Origin of the sequence: Heyndrickxia camelliae, from assembly GCF_002844575.1 — a bacterium.
Classification (GTDB): Bacteria; Bacillota; Bacilli; order Bacillales; family Bacillaceae_C; genus Margalitia; species Margalitia camelliae.
In genome coordinates, this window is the sequence record NZ_PIQO01000032.1 from 1 (window position 1) to 24,909 (window position 24,909).

14 protein-coding genes are annotated in these 24,909 nt (G+C 30.9%); 12 read left to right on the forward strand and 2 right to left on the reverse strand.

The genetic code is table 11. The features are described from left to right. Window positions 1-32: 32 nt before the first annotated feature. Entirely contained in the window at window positions 33-1,109 is a 1,077-nt protein-coding gene (locus CWO92_RS23200) for a C40 family peptidase (protein WP_101356569.1), read from the reverse strand. A 166-nt stretch (window positions 1,110-1,275) separates the two neighbouring features. Between CWO92_RS23200 and CWO92_RS23205 the strand changes: the two genes are divergently transcribed. The 3 genes from CWO92_RS23205 (at window position 1,276) to CWO92_RS23215 (ending at window position 6,552) form a co-directional block, all read left to right on the forward strand. Next, window positions 1,276-3,285 carry a penicillin-binding transpeptidase domain-containing protein gene (locus CWO92_RS23205; protein ID WP_367593499.1) on the forward strand — a complete coding sequence of 670 codons (2,010 nt, stop codon included), beginning with the start codon at window positions 1,276-1,278 and terminating at the stop codon, window positions 3,283-3,285. Window positions 3,286-3,577: 292 nt separating this feature from the next. Next, the gene (locus tag CWO92_RS23210; protein WP_165786759.1) at window positions 3,578-4,291 is read left to right on the forward strand and encodes a polysaccharide deacetylase family protein; all 714 of its coding nucleotides are present in this window, start codon (window positions 3,578-3,580) and stop codon (window positions 4,289-4,291) included. A 152-nt stretch (window positions 4,292-4,443) separates the two neighbouring features. Continuing rightward, window positions 4,444-6,552 (forward strand): N-acetylmuramoyl-L-alanine amidase family protein, encoded by a 2,109-nt coding sequence (locus CWO92_RS23215; RefSeq protein ID WP_165786760.1) that lies wholly within the window; start codon window positions 4,444-4,446, stop codon window positions 6,550-6,552. Between the two features lie 261 nt (window positions 6,553-6,813). Here the strand turns inward: CWO92_RS23215 and CWO92_RS23220 are convergent, their stop codons facing one another. Continuing rightward, complete coding sequence (locus CWO92_RS23220; RefSeq protein ID WP_101356573.1) at window positions 6,814-7,275, reverse strand: hypothetical protein; 462 nt, start codon at window positions 7,273-7,275, stop codon at window positions 6,814-6,816. A 917-nt stretch (window positions 7,276-8,192) separates the two neighbouring features. Between CWO92_RS23220 and CWO92_RS23225 the strand changes: the two genes are divergently transcribed. The 9 genes from CWO92_RS23225 (at window position 8,193) to CWO92_RS23265 (ending at window position 24,795) form a co-directional block, all read left to right on the forward strand. After that, entirely contained in the window at window positions 8,193-10,781 is a 2,589-nt protein-coding gene (locus CWO92_RS23225) for a glycosyltransferase (protein ID WP_235851661.1), read from the forward strand. A gap of 379 nt (window positions 10,782-11,160) precedes the next feature. Further along, complete coding sequence (locus CWO92_RS23230) at window positions 11,161-13,788, forward strand: CDP-glycerol glycerophosphotransferase family protein (protein ID WP_207767829.1); 2,628 nt, start codon at window positions 11,161-11,163, stop codon at window positions 13,786-13,788. Window positions 13,789-14,004: 216 nt separating this feature from the next. After that, on the forward strand, window positions 14,005-15,720 hold the full coding sequence (gene tagH, locus CWO92_RS23235; RefSeq protein WP_101356575.1) for a teichoic acids export ABC transporter ATP-binding subunit TagH: 1,716 nt from the start codon (window positions 14,005-14,007) through the stop codon (window positions 15,718-15,720). A gap of 734 nt (window positions 15,721-16,454) precedes the next feature. Further along, window positions 16,455-17,342 (forward strand): glucose-1-phosphate thymidylyltransferase RfbA, encoded by an 888-nt coding sequence (gene rfbA / locus CWO92_RS23240; RefSeq protein ID WP_101356576.1) that lies wholly within the window; start codon window positions 16,455-16,457, stop codon window positions 17,340-17,342. Window positions 17,343-17,380: 38 nt separating this feature from the next. Further along, window positions 17,381-18,421: a dTDP-glucose 4,6-dehydratase gene (gene rfbB, locus CWO92_RS23245; RefSeq protein ID WP_101356577.1), complete on the forward strand. Its 1,041-nt coding sequence runs from the start codon at window positions 17,381-17,383 to the stop codon at window positions 18,419-18,421. Window positions 18,422-18,493: 72 nt separating this feature from the next. Further along, on the forward strand, window positions 18,494-20,491 hold the full coding sequence (locus CWO92_RS23250; protein WP_101356578.1) for a CDP-glycerol glycerophosphotransferase family protein: 1,998 nt from the start codon (window positions 18,494-18,496) through the stop codon (window positions 20,489-20,491). Window positions 20,492-20,530: 39 nt separating this feature from the next. Next, window positions 20,531-21,820: an ATP-grasp domain-containing protein gene (locus CWO92_RS23255; RefSeq protein WP_101356579.1), complete on the forward strand. Its 1,290-nt coding sequence runs from the start codon at window positions 20,531-20,533 to the stop codon at window positions 21,818-21,820. Window position 21,821: 1 nt separating this feature from the next. After that, window positions 21,822-22,946 (forward strand): DegT/DnrJ/EryC1/StrS family aminotransferase, encoded by a 1,125-nt coding sequence (locus CWO92_RS23260; protein ID WP_101356580.1) that lies wholly within the window; start codon window positions 21,822-21,824, stop codon window positions 22,944-22,946. Then, on the forward strand, window positions 22,939-24,795 hold the full coding sequence (locus tag CWO92_RS23265) for a glycosyltransferase family 2 protein (protein ID WP_101356581.1): 1,857 nt from the start codon (window positions 22,939-22,941) through the stop codon (window positions 24,793-24,795). Before CWO92_RS23260 ends, CWO92_RS23265 begins: the two co-directional genes overlap by 8 nt. The last annotated feature ends 114 nt before the right edge of the window (window positions 24,796-24,909 follow it).

A 24,909-nucleotide genomic window follows, 5' to 3' on the forward strand; every position in this document is an offset into this window, starting at 1 on the left:
AGAGGTGGGTTTTGTCCCAGCCTCTTTCTATCTTAAATCGCTTCATATAGTCTTTTAAATCCGTCAAAATGCTCTTTCCAATAGGAGTTTGATAATGATGATATCTCTACCCCATTATCTCCGGCATGGATAAATTGATTATTTCCTAGGTAAATTCCCAGATGAGAAATCCCCTTTTGATATGTATCAGAGAAAAAGACGAGATCGCCTGGCTTAGGACTATTCACATAAAATGAACGGCTATAATATCCAACGCTTGATGTTCGTGGTAATTTAACGCCAACTTGATTATAAACATAATAAATAAATCCGCTACAATCAAATCCGGAAAGATTCGAACCGCCCCAAGCATAAGGAACTCCTAATAACTTTGTTGCAGCATTAATAACTTTTGTCGCGGATAATCCATTGGAGGTTCCAACTTGGGTACCAGCTGTCAAATTATTAGAAGATGAAGTGGTAGAAGATGAAACTTTCGTTGAGTTTACGGTTAATTTTTGTCCTATGTAAATCAAATCAGAGCTTAATGCATTAAGCTTTTTCAATTCTGCTACTGATAGATTAAATTTCAGCCCTATTCCAGATAGAGTATCTCCAGATTTCACGGTATAAGTCCCTTGACTGGATGCAGAACTTGCATTAACACTTTTTGAAGAAGAAGAAGTGTTTTTTGGTGGTTGCACTGAATTAGTTGAAGTACTAGATACCTTCAGTACATCACCTGGATATATAAGATCAGTTTTAATATTATTCCATGCTCGTAAATTAGATAGAGATATATTAAATTTCTTTGCGATGCCACTAAGCGTATCACCAGAAACTACTGTATAAGTTTTTTGGCTATTAACAGTTTTCACCGGTGTCACTTTTGAAGAAGAGGCACTGACTTTTACATTTTTATTAGAAATAGTTAGTACTTGATTTGGAAAAATTAAGTCGGTTTTTAGATGGTTCCATTCTTTTAATTGATTTATCGTTGTGTCATATTTATTTGCTATACCCCATAGCGAATCCCCTTTTTTAACCTTATATGTTGAGGCAAATGCTTGCGAGGTGAAGGTTGAAGCAATAATTGTCGTTGCAGCAACCGACACAATCGTTTTTTTCACGTCATGTTTCCTCCTTTTTCATCTATTATCCTTCTATTTTAGCAAATTTTTCATGCATATGTACCCCTTTTTTGGCTAGTTAGTTAAAAAAGTCCTATAATTTTATCCGAATAATCCCATTTTGGTATTGTATAATAGAGAGAGAAGGATGGATAGGAGGTATATTTTGAAAAAAATAAGTAGCATTATAGTTATGTTGTTGCTAGCAATCGGATTATTGTCAGCGTGTCAAAAGGATGTTTCGCCGAATGAGAGACTAAAAGAATATGTACAGCTTTGGAATAAGGGAAATTTTAAGAAGATGTACATAAATTATCTTTCTTCTAGTAGTAAAGAGGAATATAAAACTGCAGATTTCGTCGATCGTTATCCAAAAGTATATAAAGACCTTGAAGTAGATAATTTGAAAATTTCATATAAACCGTTGAAGGAAGACGATTATAAGAAAAAAGATAAAGTGAATATTCCGGTGCAAGTTTCATTTAATACTTTTGCCGGACCTGTGAAATATTCTACAAAGGTATTATTAACCAAAGAAGAGAAGGATAAAAAATCAAATTGGTATATTAATTGGAATCCTGCACTCATCCTTCCTGGGCTAGCAAAGGGAGATAAAATTGTTCCCACAACAGAGGATCCGAAACGCGGAGAAATTCGAGACCGCAGTGGACAAGGATTAGCAGTTAACGGAACCGTTTATCAAATCGGCGTCACTCCAGGAAAGATGGGTGGCAATGAGTCAGAAGTAAAGGCACAGCTAGCAAAACTTCTTGGACTATCCGTGGAAGAAATTGATCAAAAATTAAACGCGTCTTGGGTGAAGCCAGATTTGTTTGTGCCTATTAAAAAAATTGCCACGAATAATCAGAGTGTATTAGAAAAACTTTACAAGCTTCCTGGTGTTGATAAACAAAATACCACTGGGCGTGTATATCCATTTGGAGCTGCAACAGCACACTTAATCGGATATATCGGACCTATTTCCGCAGAGGAATTAAAAGAAGAAAGTGGAAAGGGATATACTGCGAATAGTGTAATTGGAAAAAGAGGATTGGAACAGTTATATGAAGATCGACTTCGCGGTATAGCAGGTGGAAAGATCACTATCCAAAAAGCAGATGGAACTGTAAAAGTAATTGCCCAAAAAGAAGTTCAAAATGGAGAGAATATCAATATTACGATTGATGCAAAATTACAAGAAAAAATTTATAACCAGATGAAGGGCAGTGCAGGGACAGCAGCTGCCATACAACCAACTACTGGGGAAGTACTCTCTTTAGTAAGCTCACCATCCTTTGATCCTAATGACTTTGTATTGGGGATGTCAAATTCAGAATACAATAAGCTGGAAAAGGATCCAATGCAGCCGTTAATCAATCGCTTTGCTCTGTCATATGCTCCTGGTTCATCGATAAAACCGATTACAGCAGCGATTGCATTGCAAAACGGTACATTGAAACCAAATTCGACCAAAACTATAAACGGAAAGTCTTGGGGAAAAGGAGGAAGCTGGGGAGACTATAAGGTTAGCCGTGTTCATGTAGAAAACGGTCCTGTCAGTTTATCTGATGCTATGATGTATTCCGATAATATCTATTTTGCCCAAACCGCCCTCGATATGGGTGGGGATAAGTTTGTGAAGGGATTGAAGGATTTCGGCTTTGGAGAACAACTACCTTTTGATTACCCATTAAAGAAATCACAAATATCTTCGGATGGGACATTAAACAAAGAAATTTTATTAGCGGATAGTGGGTATGGCCAAGGACAGGTACAGATGAATATCTTGCATTTAGCGGATACCTATACGGCTTTTATCAATAACGGCAACATTGTTAAGCCTACTATAAAAATGAATGACAAAAACGCTGGTGTGTGGAAAGAGAATGTAATCAGCCCAGAAAATGCGAAAACAGTAGCAAGTTTGCTTCGAAAAGTAGTAGCAGATCCACGAGGAACGGGACATGGAGCTGACCTTCCAAATATAGCTCTAGCAGGGAAAACCGGCACTGCTGAATTAAAAAGCTCCAAGAAGGAAAAAGGAAAAGAAAATGGTTTATTCGTAGCCTATGACCAAAACAAGAAAGATGTTTTGGTGGCCGTTTTAATAGAAGGTGTTGAAAAAGGCGGCGGAAGCCATCTCGTTGTACAAAAAGTAGCAAATATATTTAAGTGATTTGTTATAATCGTCGAAAATTAATACTATAGTGTCTTACTAGATTTTTTAAAACCACAGTTCTGTACTGTGGTTTTTTGTTTATCATAGAAAAATTTAATATTGCGATTTCACTAGCTTGTGAACTATCTTAGTGCGGTTTCCTAGGTTTTCCTGTGACCAGTAAAATTCTTACCTCGATGGAACAAGCGTAAAACTTTTCTATTTCATTTTTTCAAAAGTGGATATGCATTAATGTAAACCATTATGCATATTTTCATCCAAATAGATAAAAAATTTAGGGGGAAATACATTGAAAAGAAAAATTGGTTTTACATTCCTCATTTTGTGTTTTCTATCAAGCTATTTTTTACCGCAACATCTACATGCAAAGGCAGTAAAAAAAACACCAAAAAGAGTCGTCTACCTTACCTTTGATGACGGTCCAAACAGTAGTGTTGAAAGAATTTTAAGTATATTGGATAAATATCATGCTAAAGCAACTTTTTTTATGCTGAACAATAATATGAAACTTCATAAAAAATCGGTCAAAAAGATGGTTAATAAGGGTCACGGTATCGCATGTCATGGTGTCACACATGACAAAAACAAGTTCTATAAAACTCCCTATACAGCAGCAAAGGAAATGAAAACATGCTTAAATACGTTGACACAGATTACAAATAAGAAATCCATAATAATTCGTGTCCCATATGGCAGTAAACCATATATGAAAGCACCGTATCGAAAAGTGATGAATCAGTATGGGTATAAGATGTGGGATTGGAATGTGGATAGTTTAGACTGGAAATTTCTAAACGGTCCAAAAACAGCACAATATACTATTAAACAAATTAAGATATTAAAAAACAAAGGCATATCCCCTCTTATTTTATTTCATGATAAACCAACCACTGCCGATGCACTGCCAACCGTTTTGAAATATTTAAAGGCAAATGGGTATGATTTTAAAGTACTAACAAATTCGATGAAGCCTTACAACTTTTGGAATCCTAGAAAACTATAAAAATGGGAAAAGGGATGAAAATCCCTTTTTCTTTTTAGTGAAATCTACACGTAGTAAAAATGTACCTGGTTTTCTTGAAATTTTTCCAATATAATATCAAAAATATGATAAAATATGACAGGCAAATACAAATGGAAAGGGGGTGCATTAAAATGGTAAAACTACGTAATGGGGTTATTTTTCTATTAATCTTATTAGTATTATCCATATCATTATCTGAAAAAGATTTCGCAGCTACGAAAAGCAGTTCCTATAAGGTAAATGCAACTGCTTTAAATGTTAGAAAAGGTCCAAGTACTCATTCCCCTTCTATTGGTATGGTAAAAAAGGATCAAACGATAACTGTTTATCAAATCAAAAGCGGATGGGCATATATGTCCTATGGGAAATTAAAGGGTTATGTAAGTTCCCAATATATAAAAACTATTAAACTTGCAAGTACCATCGCGAAGCCAAAGACATTGGATCAACGGACGGTAACGGCGAATTCGTTAAATATTCGTAAAGGTCCCAGTGCGAAATATGCGGTAGTTGGAAGCTTGAAAAAGGGTAATAGGGTAACGGTATCAAAGGTTTCCGGAGGCTGGGCATATATCACATATGGAAAAACAAAAGGATATGTAAGCACGTCATACTTAAGGACAATACAATCAACCAGTTCAACGACAAAACCAAGTAGCATATCCAAGACTCCAAGTAAACCAAGTACCGTTACAAAAAAGGTGGATCAACGGACGGTAACGGTAGATGTGTTAAATGTTCGTAAAGGTCCGAGTGCAAAATATGCGGTGGTTGGAAGCTTGAAAAAGGGTAATAGGGTAACGGTATCAAAGGTTTCCGGAGGCTGGGCATATATTACATATGGAAAAACAAAAGGATATGTAAGCACGTCATACTTAAGGACAATACAATCAACCAGTTCAACGACAAAACCAAGTAGCATATCCAAGACTCCAAGTAAACCAAGTACCGTTACAAAAAAGGTGGATCAACGGACGGTAACGGTAGATGTGTTAAATGTTCGTAAAGGTCCGAGTGCAAAATATGCGGTGGTTGGAAGCTTGAAAAAGGGTAATAGGGTAACGGTATCAAAGGTTTCCGGAGGCTGGGCATATATTACATATGGAAAAACAAAAGGATATGTAAGCACATCATACTTAAAGGCTATACAATCGTCCAGTCCTACGACAAAACCAAGTAGCGTATCCAAGACTCCAAGTAAACCAAGTACCACCACAAAAAAGGTGGATCAGCGGTCGGTAACGGCGGATGTGTTAAATGTTCGTAAAGGTCCCAGTGCAAACTACGCAGTGGTTGGAAGCTTGAAAAAAGGTAATAAGGTAACGGTATCAAAAGTTACCAATGGCTGGGCATATATTACATATGGGAAAACAAAAGGATATGTAAGCATATCATACTTAAAGGCTATACAATCGACCAGTCCTACGACAAAACCAAGTAACGTATCCAAGACTCCAAGTAAACCAAGTACTACGACAACTAATAAAGTGGATCAGAGAGTCGTCACGGTAGACACGTTAAATGTACGAAAAGGTCCGGGAACTAATTACTCTGTAATCGGGAAGTTAAAAAGGAATAATAAAGTAACTGTTACTAAGGTATCAAATGGTTGGGCCTACATAGCCTACGGCAATTTAAAAGGGTATGTAAGTTCAGCGTTTTTATTAGTACCTAAAACAAGTAGTCAAAAAGTCATTGTCATTGATGCCGGACACGGAGGATCGGATCCTGGAGCAAGCGGCAACGGAATTGTTGAAAAAGAATTGAATCTATCGGTTGCATTACGTGTTCAAAAGCTTCTAGAAAAAGCAGGTATAAAAGTAGTTATGACAAGGTCGGGGGATACCTACCCAACACTGGATGAGCGAAATAGTATATCAGCACAATCCGGTGCTGATGCTTTCGTAAGTATACACACAAATACTGCTTCAGCAAGCTCTGCCAGTGGTACAGAAACGTACTATAATTCAGATGGAGACCAAAATAGAGCGAACAAAAGTAAACAATTGGCAGGTTTCATTCAAAATCGATTATACAAAGCAATCGGAACAAGGAATCGCGGAGTATTGGAGAATGACTTTCGAGTTATAAAATATAATCCATTGCCAGCAGTATTAGTCGAATTAGGTTACCTTTCGAATCCTAGTGATGCCAAAAAGTTAAAATCTAATTCTTACAGAGATCTTGCAGCACGCTCCATATATGAGGGAATTCTTGATTTTTATAAAACTATGAAATAGTAAATTGGCGCAGAGAGATTCTAATAGCTTGGATTTTCGAGTACAGAACGTTATTAACCAGCAGTCTAATTCGTAACATGAATTAGGCTGCTTTTTTTCATTATAAAGGAAATGGATATAAGAATATCTCACGTTTTAGCCCAAGTATTTTATTGCATTTTATTAAGAAGAACTGGAAAATAATTTTAGACTAATAATATTCGTCGAACCAAACTTACGGTGTTCGCCCACTATTTTCCTTATACAATTATTTCTTGTCTTTTAATAATTCACAAATGTTGTAACTCCGAAATGAGTAAAATAATTTCGGTGGCTAAGTTCTTCTAACCATTTCTTTAGGTTTAATTGATACAAACCATAAATGGTTCGGTAAGTATAACTACCTACATTTATTTCAATTGGTTCAGGACGTTCTTCCATTCTTTGTTTATATTCCTCGAATGCGTGTTGGTTTGGTACTTGGAAAACTTCCAACACGTCTCCTACCTCCATATACTTTCCGATGTATGTGAGAAATAATTTGTTCCCCACACCTTGTGCCTCGTAAACATAGGGCATAGAAAACAACCCATTCACTTTATCCTTCCAATAATCGTCAACATCTTGAACGGAGAAATAGATGGCATCTTCTTCATGTTCAAACACTGTTCGCCAATTGTATTCCGCAATTTCATCTGGTATTAGAAATGGCTTAGATGAAGCTAAGAATGTAATTTGTGTCACTATTCTGCCTCCTTAAAGAACAATATAGTCTTTAAACCATTGATATACGTGTGTGGTAATTTGTCGATATACTTTAACAGCTAAACGCATTTCCCTTGATAATCAACTCAATTTTTTCTCTTATGTAGATTATAACAAGCGTTCGGATAGGCATGAAATCCTTTAACAGAGATTAAATTAAAGGATATCCAACTAGCAGTTCCATAGTAAGCTGAAAAAGAATATAAAAGGAAACAACTAGGAGAAATGATATTGGGGTGAACAGAATTAGAAAAAATGCCATTAAGAATGAACACATCTTGTAATTCAAAAAGATATGTTAGGCAGTATCTGCCCTTTTTTATATAAAATGATTGTTGTAAAAACATATTAGTCCAATTTACTCTGTCTTATAATGATTGGAAAAAGAAGCGTAAAAAATGAAAGAAAATGCAGCAAAAACGTTAACAAGAAAAAGAGAATTTAATAGTGGTTCCATTAACGTACACCTCCGAAATGAGTGAATGGTGATACAAATGGTGAAAAATTAACGTGGTGAATAAGGTAAAACGTTCTTGGAAATCATTATCCATTCTATTTACCTTATATTAACAGGATAACTTTCGTATGTGAAGATTTGTTTAAGCCAATTTAAAGGTTTTACAAAAAATAAATTTATAAATGAAATATACATAACCATTTTTACTCAGTGAGATTTGCTATGTAATATATAGCTTATTGCTCGGTGTCGAAACTGGTTCTTAACCTTAATAAATTTTTTAGTTTGCCTTTTTGGCAGTGTTTCGACAAAATCAAACAAAAGATGCCCATTTACTTATATTACCCAGGTGATAAAATTATTCTGAATATTATTTATTTTGTGTTAAAAAATATCAATATTGTAATAGTAATTTATTACTGTCAGGGGGGCAGATTACTTGAAAATTACGTTACTAGCGAGAAAAATAAAAACAGCCATAAAGCTTTTTGCAAGACCTTTTATTACAATGAAAAGAGACACAGGGTTCAGAAGAATTATTAAATACACTTATTTTTACGAGAAATTAGAAGTAAAGGATCAGGTTATACTATATGAATCTTTTCACGGAAAGGCGATGGTGGACAGCCCCTATGCCATATTTAAAATGCTCGTAAATGATCCGAAATACCGTGGTTACAAACATGTTTGGGCCTTAAATACTACAGAAGGAAATTTATATGCAGAGGAATATACAGACCACAACAATGTTGAATTTGTGAAAGTACACAGCGATAAATATTTAAAATACCTAGCAGCTGCAAAATATTTGATAAATAATACAACCTTTCCTCCCTACTTTCAAAAAAAAGCCGGGCAGATTTATGTGAACACATGGCATGGAACACCGTTGAAAACATTGGGGAAAGATATGAAGGGAGGACTTGGACAACACAAAAATATTCAAAGAAATTTTGCTCATACCGATTATTTAATAAATCCAAACATTTATACCGCAGATAAATTAGTCGAGTCACATGATTTAGCTGGAATATATAATGGAACAATTATACACGAAGGATATCCACGAGTGGACCTCACTTTGAATGCCAATAGGGATGAGATAAGAAATAAAATGTCTCGTTTAGTTACCATCGATAAGACGAAAAAAATTATTCTTTACGCACCAACCTGGAGAGGCGAAGTGAATAGTGTAAGCAATACAAAGGATGAAATTCAGCAAGTCATCAAAGAACTATACCAAAAGATTCCCGACGGTTACCAGCTACTTTTAAAGGTACATACATTAATGTATAAGCATATAAAGAATGATAAACGGTTAGAAGAAGTATGTATTCCGGACTGGGTCGATACGAATGAGCTTTTATCTGTTGTTGACATACTAATTACCGATTACTCTAGTATCTTTTTTGATTATTTAGTTACGAAGAAACCGATTATCTTTTTTATGTATGACAGAGAAATATATGAAACGGAACGTGGGTTATATATCAGGCTAGATCAGCTTCCAGGTCCAATTTGTAAAGATATTGAGGAAGTAATCGATTGTATGAAAAACGCGGACACTCATTTGCCATTTTATGAAGATAAATATCAAAAGTATATCAAAGAGTTTTGTCCTTACGATGATGGGCATGCGACAGAACGTAATGTAGAAATCATATTTCAGGAAAAGCATACGAAAAATTGTTTTAGGGTTAGAAACGAAAAAAGAAATATATTGCTCTATTGCGGCGGGTTTTTGAATAATGGCATTACGACATCTGCGATTAATTTATTAAATAACTTGGATTACTCCAAATATAACTTAGTTGTAATGGATAAAAGCAATTACGATGCTACTTCCACAGAAAACATGAATAAACTGAATCCTATGGTGAAGAAGTTTTTTAGAGTAGGAAGCATGAATACCACTATCATAGAATCATATAAGCATAATTATCTCATCAATAAAGGATTAAAAAACGAATCTCTTCATAAGTTTATCCCCAGAACATTATATAATCGAGAAGTACACAGGTTGTTTGGAGATATAGAATTTGATATTGTCATAGATTTTAGCGGATATGTCCCTTTCTGGAGTCTTCTCTTTGCATTTGGAAACTTTAAAAGGAAAGTAATTTATCAGCATAATGATATGCAAGCGGAATACGATAAAAAAATTAATAAAAAATATAAGCATCGTTCGAACATGAATCTTATCTTCCCCATATATAAATACTTTGATAAGATCATATCTGTTGCGGAGCATACAAGAGATGTAAATAAAGCAAATCTACAAAAATATATTCCAAGTGAAAAAGCAGCATATGTTCACAATTGCATAGATCCAGAGAAAGTCCAAAGCCTAGTGGAAGAAAAAAGTGAACTATTAAGAGTTTCCCATCAACAATACTTAGTAATGAATAACACGACTCAGAATGGAATACTGAAATTCAAAGGGATTATGATGCCTGAAGAAGGAAAGGTCCATTTCGTGAATATGGGACGACTTTCCCCTGAAAAAGATCAGAAAAAGCTAATCATCGCGTTTTCAAAGATTGCTGAAGTACACGATTATGTAAGGCTTTACATTATCGGTGAGGGTGTATTGGAACACGAACTTAAAAAGCTCACGATACAACTAGGTGTACAAGATAAGGTCTATTTCACCGGTCAACTTTCCAATCCATTTCAACTCATCAGCACATGTGATTGTTTTATCCTATCCTCCAACCACGAAGGGCAGCCAATGGTACTATTAGAAGCTTTAATAGTAGGAATCCCAATTATCTCGACGGATATACCAGGTTCGAGAAGCATCCTACAGAACGGATACGGAGAGCTCGTTGAAAACTCAGTGGATGGTCTAGTCCTTGGCATGGAGAAATATTTGATGAATCAGCTATTGACTAGAGAATTTGATTATCGTACTTATAATAGGGAAGCGCTGGGAATGTTTTATAGGGAGGTTTGTGGGGAGGAAGTGGAGAAGAATTCGGTTTTACAAGAAACAAAGCTGGGGATTTATTTAGATCATACATCTTAATATAAATAAGGTTTGCATAATCCCGAATGCGGGATTTTTATTTGTTTAATATATTTGATAAAAAATATCTAACAAAGTCACCCACACATATTTTTAACAAATTTTTATAAAAAAAGCTAAAAATGCAACTATAAAAGTCGAAAAATAGTAAATAAAGCCATATTTTGCAATTTTAATGGTAGTATAGTTATAAAATATTTGTTGTTGAATCGATTAAATTATCTGAATGGTATGTTAAACAAGTTGCGAATAAAAGATGTTTATTTACTTCCATCATACGAATTTTTTTCATATAAAGGTTTAGCTACAGTTATTTACTCCATTCAAAAAAATTAGCTTTAGTGATAAGGAATTAAAAAGGAAATTAGGGTGATTAATGTTGATTAAAGTATTTTCAAGGGGAAAGGATTTATTTAAGAAATATAAAAAAATTAAAGAAAGCCAAAAACATATACTAGCTTATAGAAGAGGATTAGATAAAAAAATCAAAAGAAATACTATTTTATTTGAATCTCTTCATGGCAAATCAATAGATGGGCATATTTTTCATTTAATTATGGATATTTCCAAAAGATATAGAAATTTGAAAGTATATGTTGTTGTTCGTGATATAGATTTTAATCAAAAAAAAATAAATAACTATAATCTCACAAATGTGAAATTAGTAAAACATTTGTCCGGAGAATATGGAAAGTTATTAGCAACTTGTGAAATTTTAATAAATGATAATACTTTTTATTCTTTTTACAATAAAAGAAAAGGACAAAAGTATTTTAATATTTGGCACGGAACACCACTAAAAACTTTAGGGAAAGACATGGAAGATATTTTAAGTTTCTCCAATGTGCAAAGAAACTTTCTTATTTCTGATGGTATTATTGTAAATAATGATTATACAAAAGATATATTAATCAATTCCCATAATATTAACAAAATCTACAATGGGAGGGTGGTAGTAGGACCTTCTCCTCGTAATAGTATATTATTTGATGTTACTGCTAAAGAAAAAATTATTGAATCTTTTGGATGGCAGGGCAAAAAAATAGTGATGTATATGCCTACATGGAGAGGAACTATTAATCAAGTAAGGAATGATGAGGAGAAAATTATTAATGATTTATTGTATCTTTCAAATAATATGGAACAAAATACAATTTTAATATTTAAAACACATACCATGCAACAAAATATAGATATATCTAAATTAAATAATATTTATGCATTTCCAGAGCATTTCGAGTTATACCATTTTTTGAGCTGTGTAGATGTTTTAATTACTGACTACTCTTCTATTATGTATGATTTTTTAAATACGAATAAAAAAATTATATTATATACCTATGATAAAGAAGAATATATTTCTACTAGAGGAATATACGAAGATATAGATAAATACCCCTTTAAACAGGTTAGTAATGTTGAGGATCTTGCTAAAGAAATTAACAAAGGCAATAAACTTATTGACTACAGTTACATGAAAAGTAAGTTTTGCAATTATGACTCAGTTAACGGTGCAAGAGTTATTGTAGATTATATCATAAATGAACAAGTAAACGATCTTATTAAAGAGTATAAAATAAGAAACGAAAAAGAAAATGTTTTCATTTTTTGTGGAAGTTTGTGGGATAATGGAATAACTACTGCTTTGTTTAATACGATTAATTCTATTGATACTTCAAAGAGAAACTATGTTTTGATTTTTGCTAAAAATAAAATTTCCCATGAACATTATTATAAAATAAAAAATTTACCTCAGGATGTTTTATACTACCCTATTCCAGGAATATCTATAAATAATCTGCTAGAACGTTTTCTTCATAAACAATATATGTTGTCAGAGAAATTGAATAGTAAATTTGTAGAGAAGAAAATTGGACAAATATATGAAAGGGAACTTAGAAGAATATTTGGGGATACTGAAGTTAATTGGCTAATTCAATATACCGGTTTTGATAGGAAATTTAATGAGATTGTAGCTTACGCCCCTTGTAAGACTATGATTTTTGTTCACACGGATATGTTTGAGGATTATAAAAATAAAAAAAATTATAATAAAAAAGTATTATATAATGCCTATAAAAAAACAGATAAAATAATTCTTGTTAATGATCAATTACTAGATGGCTTTGTAGAAAATATGCCTCAAATAGTGGATAAAATTGAAGTGGCCAATAACTTTTTAGGGGAAAGTAGAATTAGGAGACTGAGTAACGAAAGTATTTTTAAATCTTTACTAGATGTAAATGTTGATTATATAAATAGTCATATTTATGGTGGAGAAATTAGTGTGAATAAAGTAAGTGAATTGAAATATATAAAAATAATGCCACAAGAGAATTCACTACGAACCAGTTTAAAAGAAAACTTTCTAAATAGTTCGCAACCTCGTTTAGATGATTATTTAATGGATGAGTTTAGATATGAAAATAAAAATTTTGATTTTGAACATGCAATTAGAAATTTCGGAATATCAAAAATGAAACTCATAAACGAGTTATTAGATCCGAATACAAAAATTTATTTAAATATAGGGCGTTACGATAAGCAAAAGGGACACGATAGGCTGATTAGAGCATTTGAAAAATATAATAAGGTAAAGCAAAATTCAAAATTAATTATAGTTGCACCTTATGGACCTTTACGAGAAGAAACTATAAATCAAGTTAAAAATTCTCCAGCTAATAAAAATATAATTATTTTAGGTAGAATGGATAATCCTTATGTTCTATTAAAAATGGTGGATGCATTTGTTTTTTCTTCTTATTATGAAGGGCTAGGACTTGTAGTATATGAAGCATTAGCATTAAATAAACAAGTTATTACTGTAAATTTATCAGCAACATTGCGCAATTTAAATGAAAATCAGGTAATTGTAGTCGAAAATTCTGAGGAAGGATTGTATAATGGATTTATTTCCTTTCATAATGGATTAAGGACTAAGCATAGTTTCTCTTTTAAGGAATATAATAAAAAAATTATAAGAGAATTTGAGGCACTGTTTGAGTAAAATCTAATCGGAACACTCTTAATACTTTTTTTATTTCATATGAAGATTAGAAGAGTATAATAAATTTAAAGTTAAAAGGTATCCTTTAATAAAGGATACCTTTTAACTTTAAATCTTTCATAACATTTGGGAGAAATAACTACTAATAACATTGATATTTCTCGAACTTTAATATATTTTAAAATTAGACTTAATTCGTATTATAGAGGAGAAAATATGAGTAATTCCGTCATTTTTCGTAATGTTACTAAAAAATACAAAATGTATAAAAAAACTTCAGATAAATTATTAGACATTCTTCTACCAAAGGGATATGGGGATGATTTTTTTGCTCTACAAAATATTTCCTTCACTGCTAGTCCTGGAGATGTTATAGGCATCATTGGGGTTAATGGTGCGGGAAAATCTACACTTTCTAATTTGATTACCGGTATTATTCCTCCTACTTCTGGGAGTATTGAAACTGTTGGTGAAACATCATTAATTGCTATTGCATCAGGGATGAATAATGAATTAACTGGAAGAGAGAATATCGAACTAAAATGTTTACTTATGGGATACAGTAAACAACAGATAAAGGAGCTTACACCATCGATTATTGAATTTGCTGATATAGGCCATTTTATTGATCAGCCTCTTAAAAAGTATTCTAGTGGTATGAAGTCAAGACTTGGATTTGCTATATCTGTAACAACGAATCCTGATATTTTAGTTATAGATGAGGCCTTGTCAGTAGGGGACCAAACTTTTGCAGACAAATGTCTGGATAAAATGAATGAATTTAAAGCAGCTGGAAAAACTATATTTTTTATTAGCCATTCAATTGGTCAAGTTAAAAAATTCTGCAACAAAGCATTATGGCTCGAGGCTGGTGAAGTGAAAGAGTACGGTTCCATTAAAGATGTTATGCCAAATTATGAAAAGTTCTTGAAGGAATTTAAAGAAATGTCTAAGGAAGAACAGAAAAATTTCAAGCAGATGGTTTTAGAGAAAAGAAGCAAAGAGAAAAAAGAATTAGAAATAAATAAACAAGAAAACAATGTATATAAACATTCACTTGAAGAAACATTGCAAAAAGACTTAACAAAGATTAAGACTAATCCAAATCAATCATATGCATCCAGAACATCGAAACAAAAAAGGAAAAAGAAAGGGCTGCTTTTAAAAGTTTTATGGAGTTTATGTATTTTATTTATCCTTGCTGCAAGTGGATATGTTTTGAAAAATAAAAATTTCTTAGTTTCTGGTATAAAAGAGAAGACTATTCTCAAAGTAAAGGATGACACGAAGAATTCGGATATTATAAATTCTGATAAGAAAGTGGGCAATTCAAAAGATGATAATGACAATAGAAAGAGAATGGATATTCGTTATGTTAATGTGAATGCTGCTCGTATTCATCAAGATCCAAGCCTTGAAAGTGATGGAATTAGTATGACATCCTTTGGTGATGCTTTTGAAATTTTTGATACAAAAAATAATCCGACAGATGATATAGATTGGCTTAAAATTCACTATGATAGTGGGAAAGAAGGATGGATTAGTAGTAATATTGTAACGAGTGTAAATGATCATTTAGAAGATAAAAAGATTATAAGTACTATAAATGGATTATTATCACAAAATCAAAATGTCAGTGATATTGTAAAGATGATTGGTAAAGAAAAAACAGAAATAGATAGTCAAAATGTACCCGAAGAAAACATTCAATATTTATATAATAAGGAAAATACGTGCAATGGAATTTCTATTAATCTAAATAATGTAAATATAGAAAGCTTGATTGGAGAAATAGGTACTCCACAGCTGCAGTCAAAAAATAGTGCGATTTTATATCATGGATTAGAATATGATTATATATTTTATTATTCGAATGATATTAGTGCTAATAAATTATATATTAATAAGGTGAAGGAATCCGTAGTTAAGTGAATTAAGATTTAAAAAAATAGAGTGAGGAACTATGGGTTCCTCATTTCTTATATCTTTATATGCAGAAGAGGGCAGTGATAGTAGTCGTGGATTAGAGTCTGTATTTAAGGGTATCTAATGCGCATAGTTTTAATATTGTTATTGCAAATTTGTAATCCGCGTTGTCCTATATATCCAAAATAAGGTTTAGTTATTTTGGGTGATTTGGTTTTTTATTGCAAAATGTAAAAAGACCTTTTTTTTACTATCTAAATATAGTTTAATTAATATAATTAAAAATGATAAAAGGAAACAACTAAATGCAATATTTAGGTAAGTATGGTATAATAATGTGCGAATTTTGGCGAATATAAGAATTTAAAGAAAAAACATCATATATAGTTCTTTCTTAAATGTCTATTCTCGACGTTTTTCGACAAAATACAACGGTTTATTTTATTAAGTTAATTCGATAAAATAGTACTATGCGATTTTGTTCAATAAATTAAAATAGTTTCATTGGTTACTAAAAAAATAGATGTCTAATGAAAGATCATGAAAATTGTGTTTTTTCATTAGATATTTATTTTGTCCTTATGCTTATTAAGTTATTTTTAACTTTTATTATTTGGAATTAGGGACTTAATTGAAAGTGGAAACTAAATTCTAAATGAAATACTAAGTATTATTCTTGTTAAAGTAGTGAAAGTTTAAAAATTCTAAGAGATTAAATAATAAATAGGGGAGTGTATTAATTGAAGGGGATTATATTGGCAGGAGGATCTGGGACAAGATTATATCCAATTACAAAAGCAATATCGAAACAGATGGTACCAATTTATGATAAACCTATGATTTATTATCCGTTATCGGTATTAATGTTAGCGGGTATTAGGGAGATATTAATTATTTCTACTCCTTATGACTTACCAATGTATAGGGAATTATTGGGGAATGGAAATGATTATGGTTTATCTTTAAGTTATAAAATACAAGAAGAGCCAAGAGGGTTGGCTGAGGCATTTATTATCGGTGAAGAGTTTATAGGCAATGATAATGTCGCTTTAATTTTAGGGGATAATGTTTTTTATGGACAAGGACTAACTAATATTTTAGAGCGAGCAGTTCAATTGCAATCAGGTGCGACTATATTTGGTTATTACGTTAATACCCCAAATGAGTACGGGGTAGTAGAATTCGATGAGTTTGGGACAGTACTTTCATTAGAAGAAAAACCATTGGTTCCTAGATCTAATTATGCGGTTCCAGGTTTATATTTCTACGATAACGATGTAATTGAAATTGCAAAAAATGTAATTCCATCCGATAGAGGAGAACTTGAGATAACTTCAATCAATCAAGAATATCTAAATAGAAAAAAATTAAAGGTAGAACGATTTGGAAGAGGGATGGCTTGGTTGGATACTGGGACTCATAGTAACTTATTGAAAGCAAGTAATTTTGTGGAAGCTGTTCAAAAAAGACAAGGATTATTTATAGCTTGCATAGAAGAAATTGCTTTTAGGAAAGGTTTTATAAATCGGGAACAACTTATAAGTTTAGCTAAGCCATTAACTAAATCGGATTATGGTAAATATCTAATAAGAATTGCCAACGAAGTAAATGAGCCTGTATTTGTGTAATAAATTAAAAAAGGAAATAAAGGAAGAGAGAGATACAAATGAAAACATATTTAATCACTGGTGGAGCAGGATTTATTGGCTCAAACTTTATAAACTACATGTTAAATAAATATAATGATATAAAAATCATTAATGTTGATAAGTTAACATACGCGGGAAACTTACAGAATTTAGTGCAGGTAAACAATAATAAGAATTATTCTTTTATTAGGGCAGATATTAATGATAAGGAGATAATCGAATCAATTTTTAAAGAAAATAATATAGACTATGTTGTGAATTTTGCTGCTGAATCACATGTTGATAGAAGTATAACAAATCCTGAAATATTTGTACAAACTAACGTTTTAGGGACAGTAAATTTGTTAAACATAGCAAAAAAATACTGGATGTTAGAAGACGAAAGTTTCATAACAACCAAAAAGTATATTCAAATTTCTACTGATGAAGTTTACGGTTCATTAGGTTCTAGTGGATTATTTAAAGAAAATACTGCTCTTGATCCTCATAGTCCATACTCTTCAAGTAAGGCTTCTGCTGATTTAATTGTAAAGGCATATTTTGACACATATAAAATGCCAATAAATATTACAAGATGTTCGAACAATTATGGACCATTTCAGTTTCCAGAAAAATTAATCCCGTTAGTAATTAATAGATGCTTATCCAAGAAAGATGTTCCAATCTATGGGGATGGTTTAAATATCAGAGATTGGTTATATGTTGAAGATCATTGTAAAGCTATAGATATGGTAATTAGCCATGGTCAAATAGGTGAGATATATAATATTGGAGGTAATAACGAAAGGACAAATATAGATATAGTAAAAACAATTATTTCCTTTATTAATGAGAATATTGATAAGGATGTTAATGAAAGTTTAATTACTTTTGTAAAAGACCGTAAAGGTCATGATAGAAGATATGGTATAGATGCTACAAAAATGAAGAGAGAATTGGGCTGGGAACCTGATACTTCGTTTGAAGTTGGTATCATTAAAACTATAAAATGGTATCTCGAAAATGAAAGTTGGTTAAAAAATATAGAAAACGGGGAATACCAAAATATTTTGATATAGTATATCTGCTGTCAATTTATTTACTCATCCTTGGTATTTAGCATTATTAGCTCTAAGGAGATAGATCATTAAATGAAAACTTTTATAAAAAAAATAATAAAAAAATATATCTTTAATCATAGATTAGAGACTATTAAGGTTGAGAATAATACAACGTTTTATATGCGTTTCAATAAATTATATCCGCTTGTAAAAAGAAAATTGGTTTTTAAAAATCGTGAGACCGGAAGAAAACTCCAAAAGGAAATAAAAGGGAAAACGTGTTTCTTTCCATTTGAGGAATTAGTTGAAGTTAACCCAAATGGAAAGTTCGATGTATATATAAAATTTAGTTTTTTTAAATACACGCTTTTAAAAAGGGTTGATAGTAATAAAAATGTTAATTTAACTGAATACAATGATAGAAAAAATAATATTATTAGCCTTTTTAAAAACAAAAATAATCATATATCATTCCAAATAAAAAAATCCTTATTTAAAAATTCAATTGTTGAATTAAAAAATGTTGGCACGAATTTCTATTTAACTGGGAAAATAGTAGCGTTAGATACAGTTGTGCCTGCAATCGCAGAAATCGTTCTAGTACGAAGAGATACTAACAAGGGTATTGGGTACAAATGTCAACTAGATTCAAACTTGGATAGTGATACATTTACTTATAGCAGTGTTATAGTTTTGGAGAAAATGAAAAATGATTTAATTATAAATTCGAGATGGGATGTTTTTCTCCAACTTAGAGATACTAACAAGAATATCTTATACAGGGAATTGATTACATTTAGTGACAATACAAGATTTGAAAAAGAGGAAGAAAGATATATTGTGAATGTTTCTGACAATAATAATGTTGCTTCACTTTATGTTACTATGGGTAAATTTAGTCTTGCATTGTGGTATACAGATAAAGATCAATTTCAAAAGACTTATAATATAGCAAAAGGAAAAAGTAAATTTAATGAAACTTGCGAAACACATAAACTTAATGAAAAAATGGTGTTTTTCGAAAGCTTTTTAGGAAAAAATTATTCTGGTAATCCGAAATATATTTATGAAGAAATGTTACGGAATGATAAATATAAAAATTATACTTTTGTATGGTCCTATTCAGGTGAAAATCCAGAAGAAATACCAGGTAATCCGATAATAGTAAATAGGGAAGAAGTAGAATATTATGAGTATCTTGCTAAATCAAAATATTGGGTTAACAATATTCTTTTTCCTGTTCATCGTAAAAGGGAAGGTAATAAATATCTTCAGACTTGGCATGGTACACCTTTAAAAAGGTTAGGCTATGATATTGAAATAGATGGACCGGAGGTATTAGCAAGAGAAAACTTTTATATCGAGTCTAGAAATTGGGACTATTTAGTATCAGCGAATAATTATTCAACTGAAATTTTTAAGAGAGCTTTTAAATTTAATAAACATGTTCTTGAGTATGGATATCCTGCTAATGATATATTTTATAACGAAGAGATGAGAGAGAAAGTAAATAAAATTAGAATAGAGCTTGGTATACCTCAAGATAAAAAAGTGATTCTTTATGCTCCAACATGGCGGGACAATGAGTCGGTGAATTCTTGGAAGCACTCTTTTAGTCTCAAATTTGATTTAGAAGAATTTTATAAAAATCTTAAAGATGAGTATATATTAATATTAAGAATGCATCATTTAATAGCAGATTCTTTAGTAATTGATGAAAAATATAAAGAATTTGTATATGATCTTTCAAAATATGATGATATTCAGGAACTATATGTAATGTCTGATATTCTTATAACTGACTATTCTTCAGTGTTCTTTGATTATGCTAATTCTAAAAAACCAATTCTATTTTTTGCATATGATTTTGATAATTATAAAGAGAATGTAAGAGGGTTTTATTTAGATATGTTTAAGGATCTTCCTGGCCCAATAATTAATAACAGTGGGGATTTATTAAATGCAATACAAAATATTAATTCAATTTATAAAAATTATGAATTGAAATATGACGAATTTTACAATCGGTTTTGTAAGTTAGAAAATGGAAAAGCAGCCCAAAGTATAATTGAAAAAGTCTTTGAATAGGAAATAAAAAAAAAAGGATACTTGAAGGTGTGAAATATTTTGGATAAAAAAAGAGTTTTAGTTTTTCCTTGTGGCTCTGAAATTGGACTAGAAATCAATAATGCATTAAAGTATGTGAAAAATTTTGAAATCTACGGAGGATCTAGTGTTCAAGATCATGGTAGATATGTCTATAGAAACTATATTGATGGATTACCTAATGTTGACGATGAAAATTTTATAAGTGAGATTAATAGTATTATCGATAAATATTCTATAGATTTTATTTTTCCTGCACATGATAGTGTCGTGCTAAAACTTTCGCAATATCAAGAATCATTGCATGCAATAGTAATTACCTCTGAAAAAGAAACTAGTGAAATTTGTCGCTCTAAGAAAAAGACATATGAGTTCTTTAAGGAAGAGAACTTTATTCCATATATGTACAATTCTATAGAGGAAGTAGGGGAATATCCTGTTTTCTTGAAACCAAATGTTGGGCAAGGTTCGAAAGGTACTGCACTCGTCAAAAATCTAGAGGATTTAAATTATATATATTCTAAAACGGACGATTTGCTAATTTTAGAATATTTGCCTGGTGATGAATATACGATTGATTGTTTTACTGATCGATATGGAAAATTACGTTTTATTGGAATGAGAGAAAGAAGACGAGTTAAAAGTGGAATAAGTGTGAATTCTGTAACACTAGATTGTCATTCAGAAGTCGAAAAAATCGCAGTAAAAATCAATGAAAAACTTAACTTTCGTGGTGTATGGTTTTTTCAAGTGAAAAAAGATATTAACGGAACATTTAAACTTTTGGAGATATCCCCCAGAATAGCAGGAACAATGGGACTTTATCGAAATAAGGGCATTAACTTACCATTACTTAGCCTATTTGATCGAATGGAGTTTGACATTAACATTCACGAGAATAGTTTTAATATTGAAATAGATAGGGCGCTCATTAATAGATTCTCAATAGATAAAAAATATGAAAGAGTTTATTTAGATTTTGATGATACAGTTACACTAGGAAATAGTATAAACCCATTTGTAATGATGTTTATCTATCAATGTGTTTCTAAAGAAATAGAGATTGTATTAATAACAAAGCATGAAAAGGACATTAACAATACGCTTCAATTGTTAAAGGTTGATAAGAATCTTTTTAGCGAAATCCTTCATATTAATAAGGATGATGAAAAGTATAAATATATGAACAATGAAAAAGCTGCAATATTTATTGATGATTCATATAGTGAACGAATAAAGGTTTCAAAAATGTTAGGTATGCCTGTTTTTGATATTGATGCGATAGAGAGCTTAATTGACTGGAGAAATTAAAATGAAAAAAGATTGGATATTAAAAAATAAAGTTAATGTTACTTCTCCTAAACTACCAAAATTTGAATTATATACTAGGTATGTCAAGGAGATTTGGGATAGTAAATGGTTAACTAATAATGGACCTTTGCATGAAAAATTTAAGAAAGAATTAAAAAAATATCTAAATGTAAGTAATACAGAACTATTTACAAATGGTCATTCAGCGCTAGAGGTTGCATTAAAGGGATTAGAACTTGAAGGAGAAGTAATTACAACACCATTTACTTTTGTGTCAACAATTCATGCTCTTACAAACTGTGGTTTGACTCCTGTATTTTGTGATATTGAGGAGGATACATTCAATATTGATGTAAATAAGATTGAGGATCACATAACATCAAAAACATGTGCTATTTTAGCAGTTCATGTATTTGGAATTCCATGTAATGTCCATAAAATAAATGAAATCGCAAAAAAGCATAATCTCAAAGTAATTTATGATGCTGCACATGCTTTTGGTGTACAAGTTGGAGACTGTAGTATTGGGGAATTTGGAGATATATCAATGTTTAGTTTGCATGCTACAAAAGTATTTCATTCAATTGAAGGTGGATTGTTAACTTTTAAAAACACAGAATTAAGTCAGAAATTAAAGGCACTAAAAAACTTTGGTATAACTTCGGAAGAAACAATAGATTATGTTGGCGTTAATGCAAAGATGAATGAATTTCAGGCAGCAATGGGTTTGTGTAATTTGGAAAGTATTGAAGATGATATTAGTCATAGGGAAGATATTTATAATGTATATTCTCAGGGGTTTAAAGAGTGTAAAGATATATATTATTTACCTAGGATAGAAGGGGTAAAACACAATTTTGCATATTATCCTATTCTGTTAAAAAATAATAAAACTCGAGATTTTCTTTTTGAGAAATTAAAAGAATATAATGTATTTACTAGAAAGTATTTTTACCCACTTTGTAATAATATTGAATGTTATAAAAATGAGAGTTCTGATACTCCAGTTGCTATGTCAATTAGTAATCGTATATTAACATTGCCAATGTATTCAGACTTAAGTTTAGATGAAGTAAAGCATATTACCAAGATTATTAAACATGAGTTAGGTGAGAATATTGAATAATAAATACAAACTCAGTGTTGTTGTTTTAGTATACAATACTGAGTGCTATTTGAGAGAATGTTTAGATTCTCTTGTAAATCAAACGTTAAAAGACATAGAAATTATTATTGTGAATGATAGTAGTCCCGATAACAGCCATTTAATTATTGAAGAATATGATTCACTTTATGAAAATATTAAGGTTATTAATCAAAAAAATAGTGGTGGAGCCATTGCGGGAAACAATGGTTTACGACAGTCTTCTGGTGAATATGTTACAATTATGGATTCAGACGATATTGTACCATTGAACGCATATGAAAAATTATATAATGAAGCAAAATCCACAGATGCCGAGATTGTAATTGGAAAACCAAATATTCTGTTAAATGGTGTACAAAGGGAAATAATATATAAAAGAGAACGAGACGTATGGAAGGAAAATAGGATAGTATCGGATTTGTTGGAATTCCCTGAAATATTTTATGATGGATTTTATTGGAACAAAATATACAAAAGAGAATTGTTATTTAAACACGATTGTTTTATGCCCCCAGGAATGCTATACGCGGATAGACCTATGGTTCATAAGGCATTTTTATATGCAAAAAAGATTTCAATTATCACTGATGTTGTTTATTTATGGAGAAAACGAGATGAGGATACAAAAGCAAAATCTATAACTCAACTTAAATTTGATTTAAACAATTTAAAGGATAGAATTACTTCTCTGAATTACCAAATTGATTATTTCAAAAAGTATGGAAACATGACATTGACAAATGAATTTCTAAAGACCAATATAGATAGATTGTTTTTCCCGATTAACGGAATTATTGGAGATAAAGTTTTTAGATCCGTCTATTTCAAAGAACTTAAACGTATCTTTAGTCAAATATCGAATATATATGACAATGATTTAGGGATTACTAAAAATATATATATTTATATGATACTAAATAACTTAAAATCTGAATTAATTAACTATCTAACTAATGAACCTAAAGGTAAAATTATAGGAGAAAACGGAAATTTTTATTGGACTTTACCTTACTTTAGGGATAAGACAGTAAAAATTCCGGATCATCTTTTTCGGATAAATACTTTATTTGAAGCTATTATTAAAATTGGATCCATATCTTGTGAAAATAATCATTTAAAAATTAAAGATTTAAACATTCCAGCAGCTTTTACGATTCATAGCGTTAAATTAGAAATGCAAAGCAGATTTAATATTGATGATAGAATGATCTTTAATTTAAACATGAAATCTTTCAATTGTTTTAGTTATGAATTAGAACTATCTCATTTTGATTCAACAAATATATATGACATGTATTTAATATTTAATTATGATAATAATAAAGAGGCAAAGTTCAGAATCACAAAAAATATGTGTAAATATGCTGGGAATGGAAAAATTGCACAAAATCAAAAATATAGATTGTACTTTACAGATAAAAATAGCCTTTCATTTCAAATTTTAAACTTTGATATTATTTCAATTGAATGTGATACTAAAAAAATATCAATCCAAACTAGTGATCATACAAATAAAGACTTATATTTTTATTTTAAAGATAGAAAATATAAAGAAAAAATTTATATGAAAAAAGATAAAGACACTGGGGCATATGAGTTACAATGGTCTCATTTTATAGAGAGGTATAGATACTATGATTTATACTTCAATTGTTTTAATAATGAATTTAGAGTTAGTACAAATGTAATCAATAACTTTAATGATATAACATTAGTAAAAGATAAAACTTTAATAGAACTATATGGGACAAAAAATCACAACTTATCATTGAAAACTTCCACACAATTTGTTCAATTCTTAAGTAAAGTGAAAAAAATAGCTAAATAGTCTTTTTTTTAGAACAACAAATTAATAAAATATAGCTATTAAATAGTTTTTATTATCTAAATTTACAAAGTTGATAATGTTTATTTGAATAGGCTACACTTAGTTGGACAGAAT

Coding starts and splice junctions, on each gene's coding strand:
- CWO92_RS23215 (WP_165786760.1), top strand. CDS start 4,444: ATGGTAAAACTACGTAATGGGGTTATTTTTCTATTAATCTTATTAGTA.
- tagH (WP_101356575.1), top strand. CDS start 14,005: ATGAGTAATTCCGTCATTTTTCGTAATGTTACTAAAAAATACAAAATG.
- rfbB (WP_101356577.1), top strand. CDS start 17,381: ATGAAAACATATTTAATCACTGGTGGAGCAGGATTTATTGGCTCAAAC.
- CWO92_RS23260 (WP_101356580.1), top strand. CDS start 21,822: ATGAAAAAAGATTGGATATTAAAAAATAAAGTTAATGTTACTTCTCCT.
- CWO92_RS23250 (WP_101356578.1), top strand. CDS start 18,494: ATGAAAACTTTTATAAAAAAAATAATAAAAAAATATATCTTTAATCAT.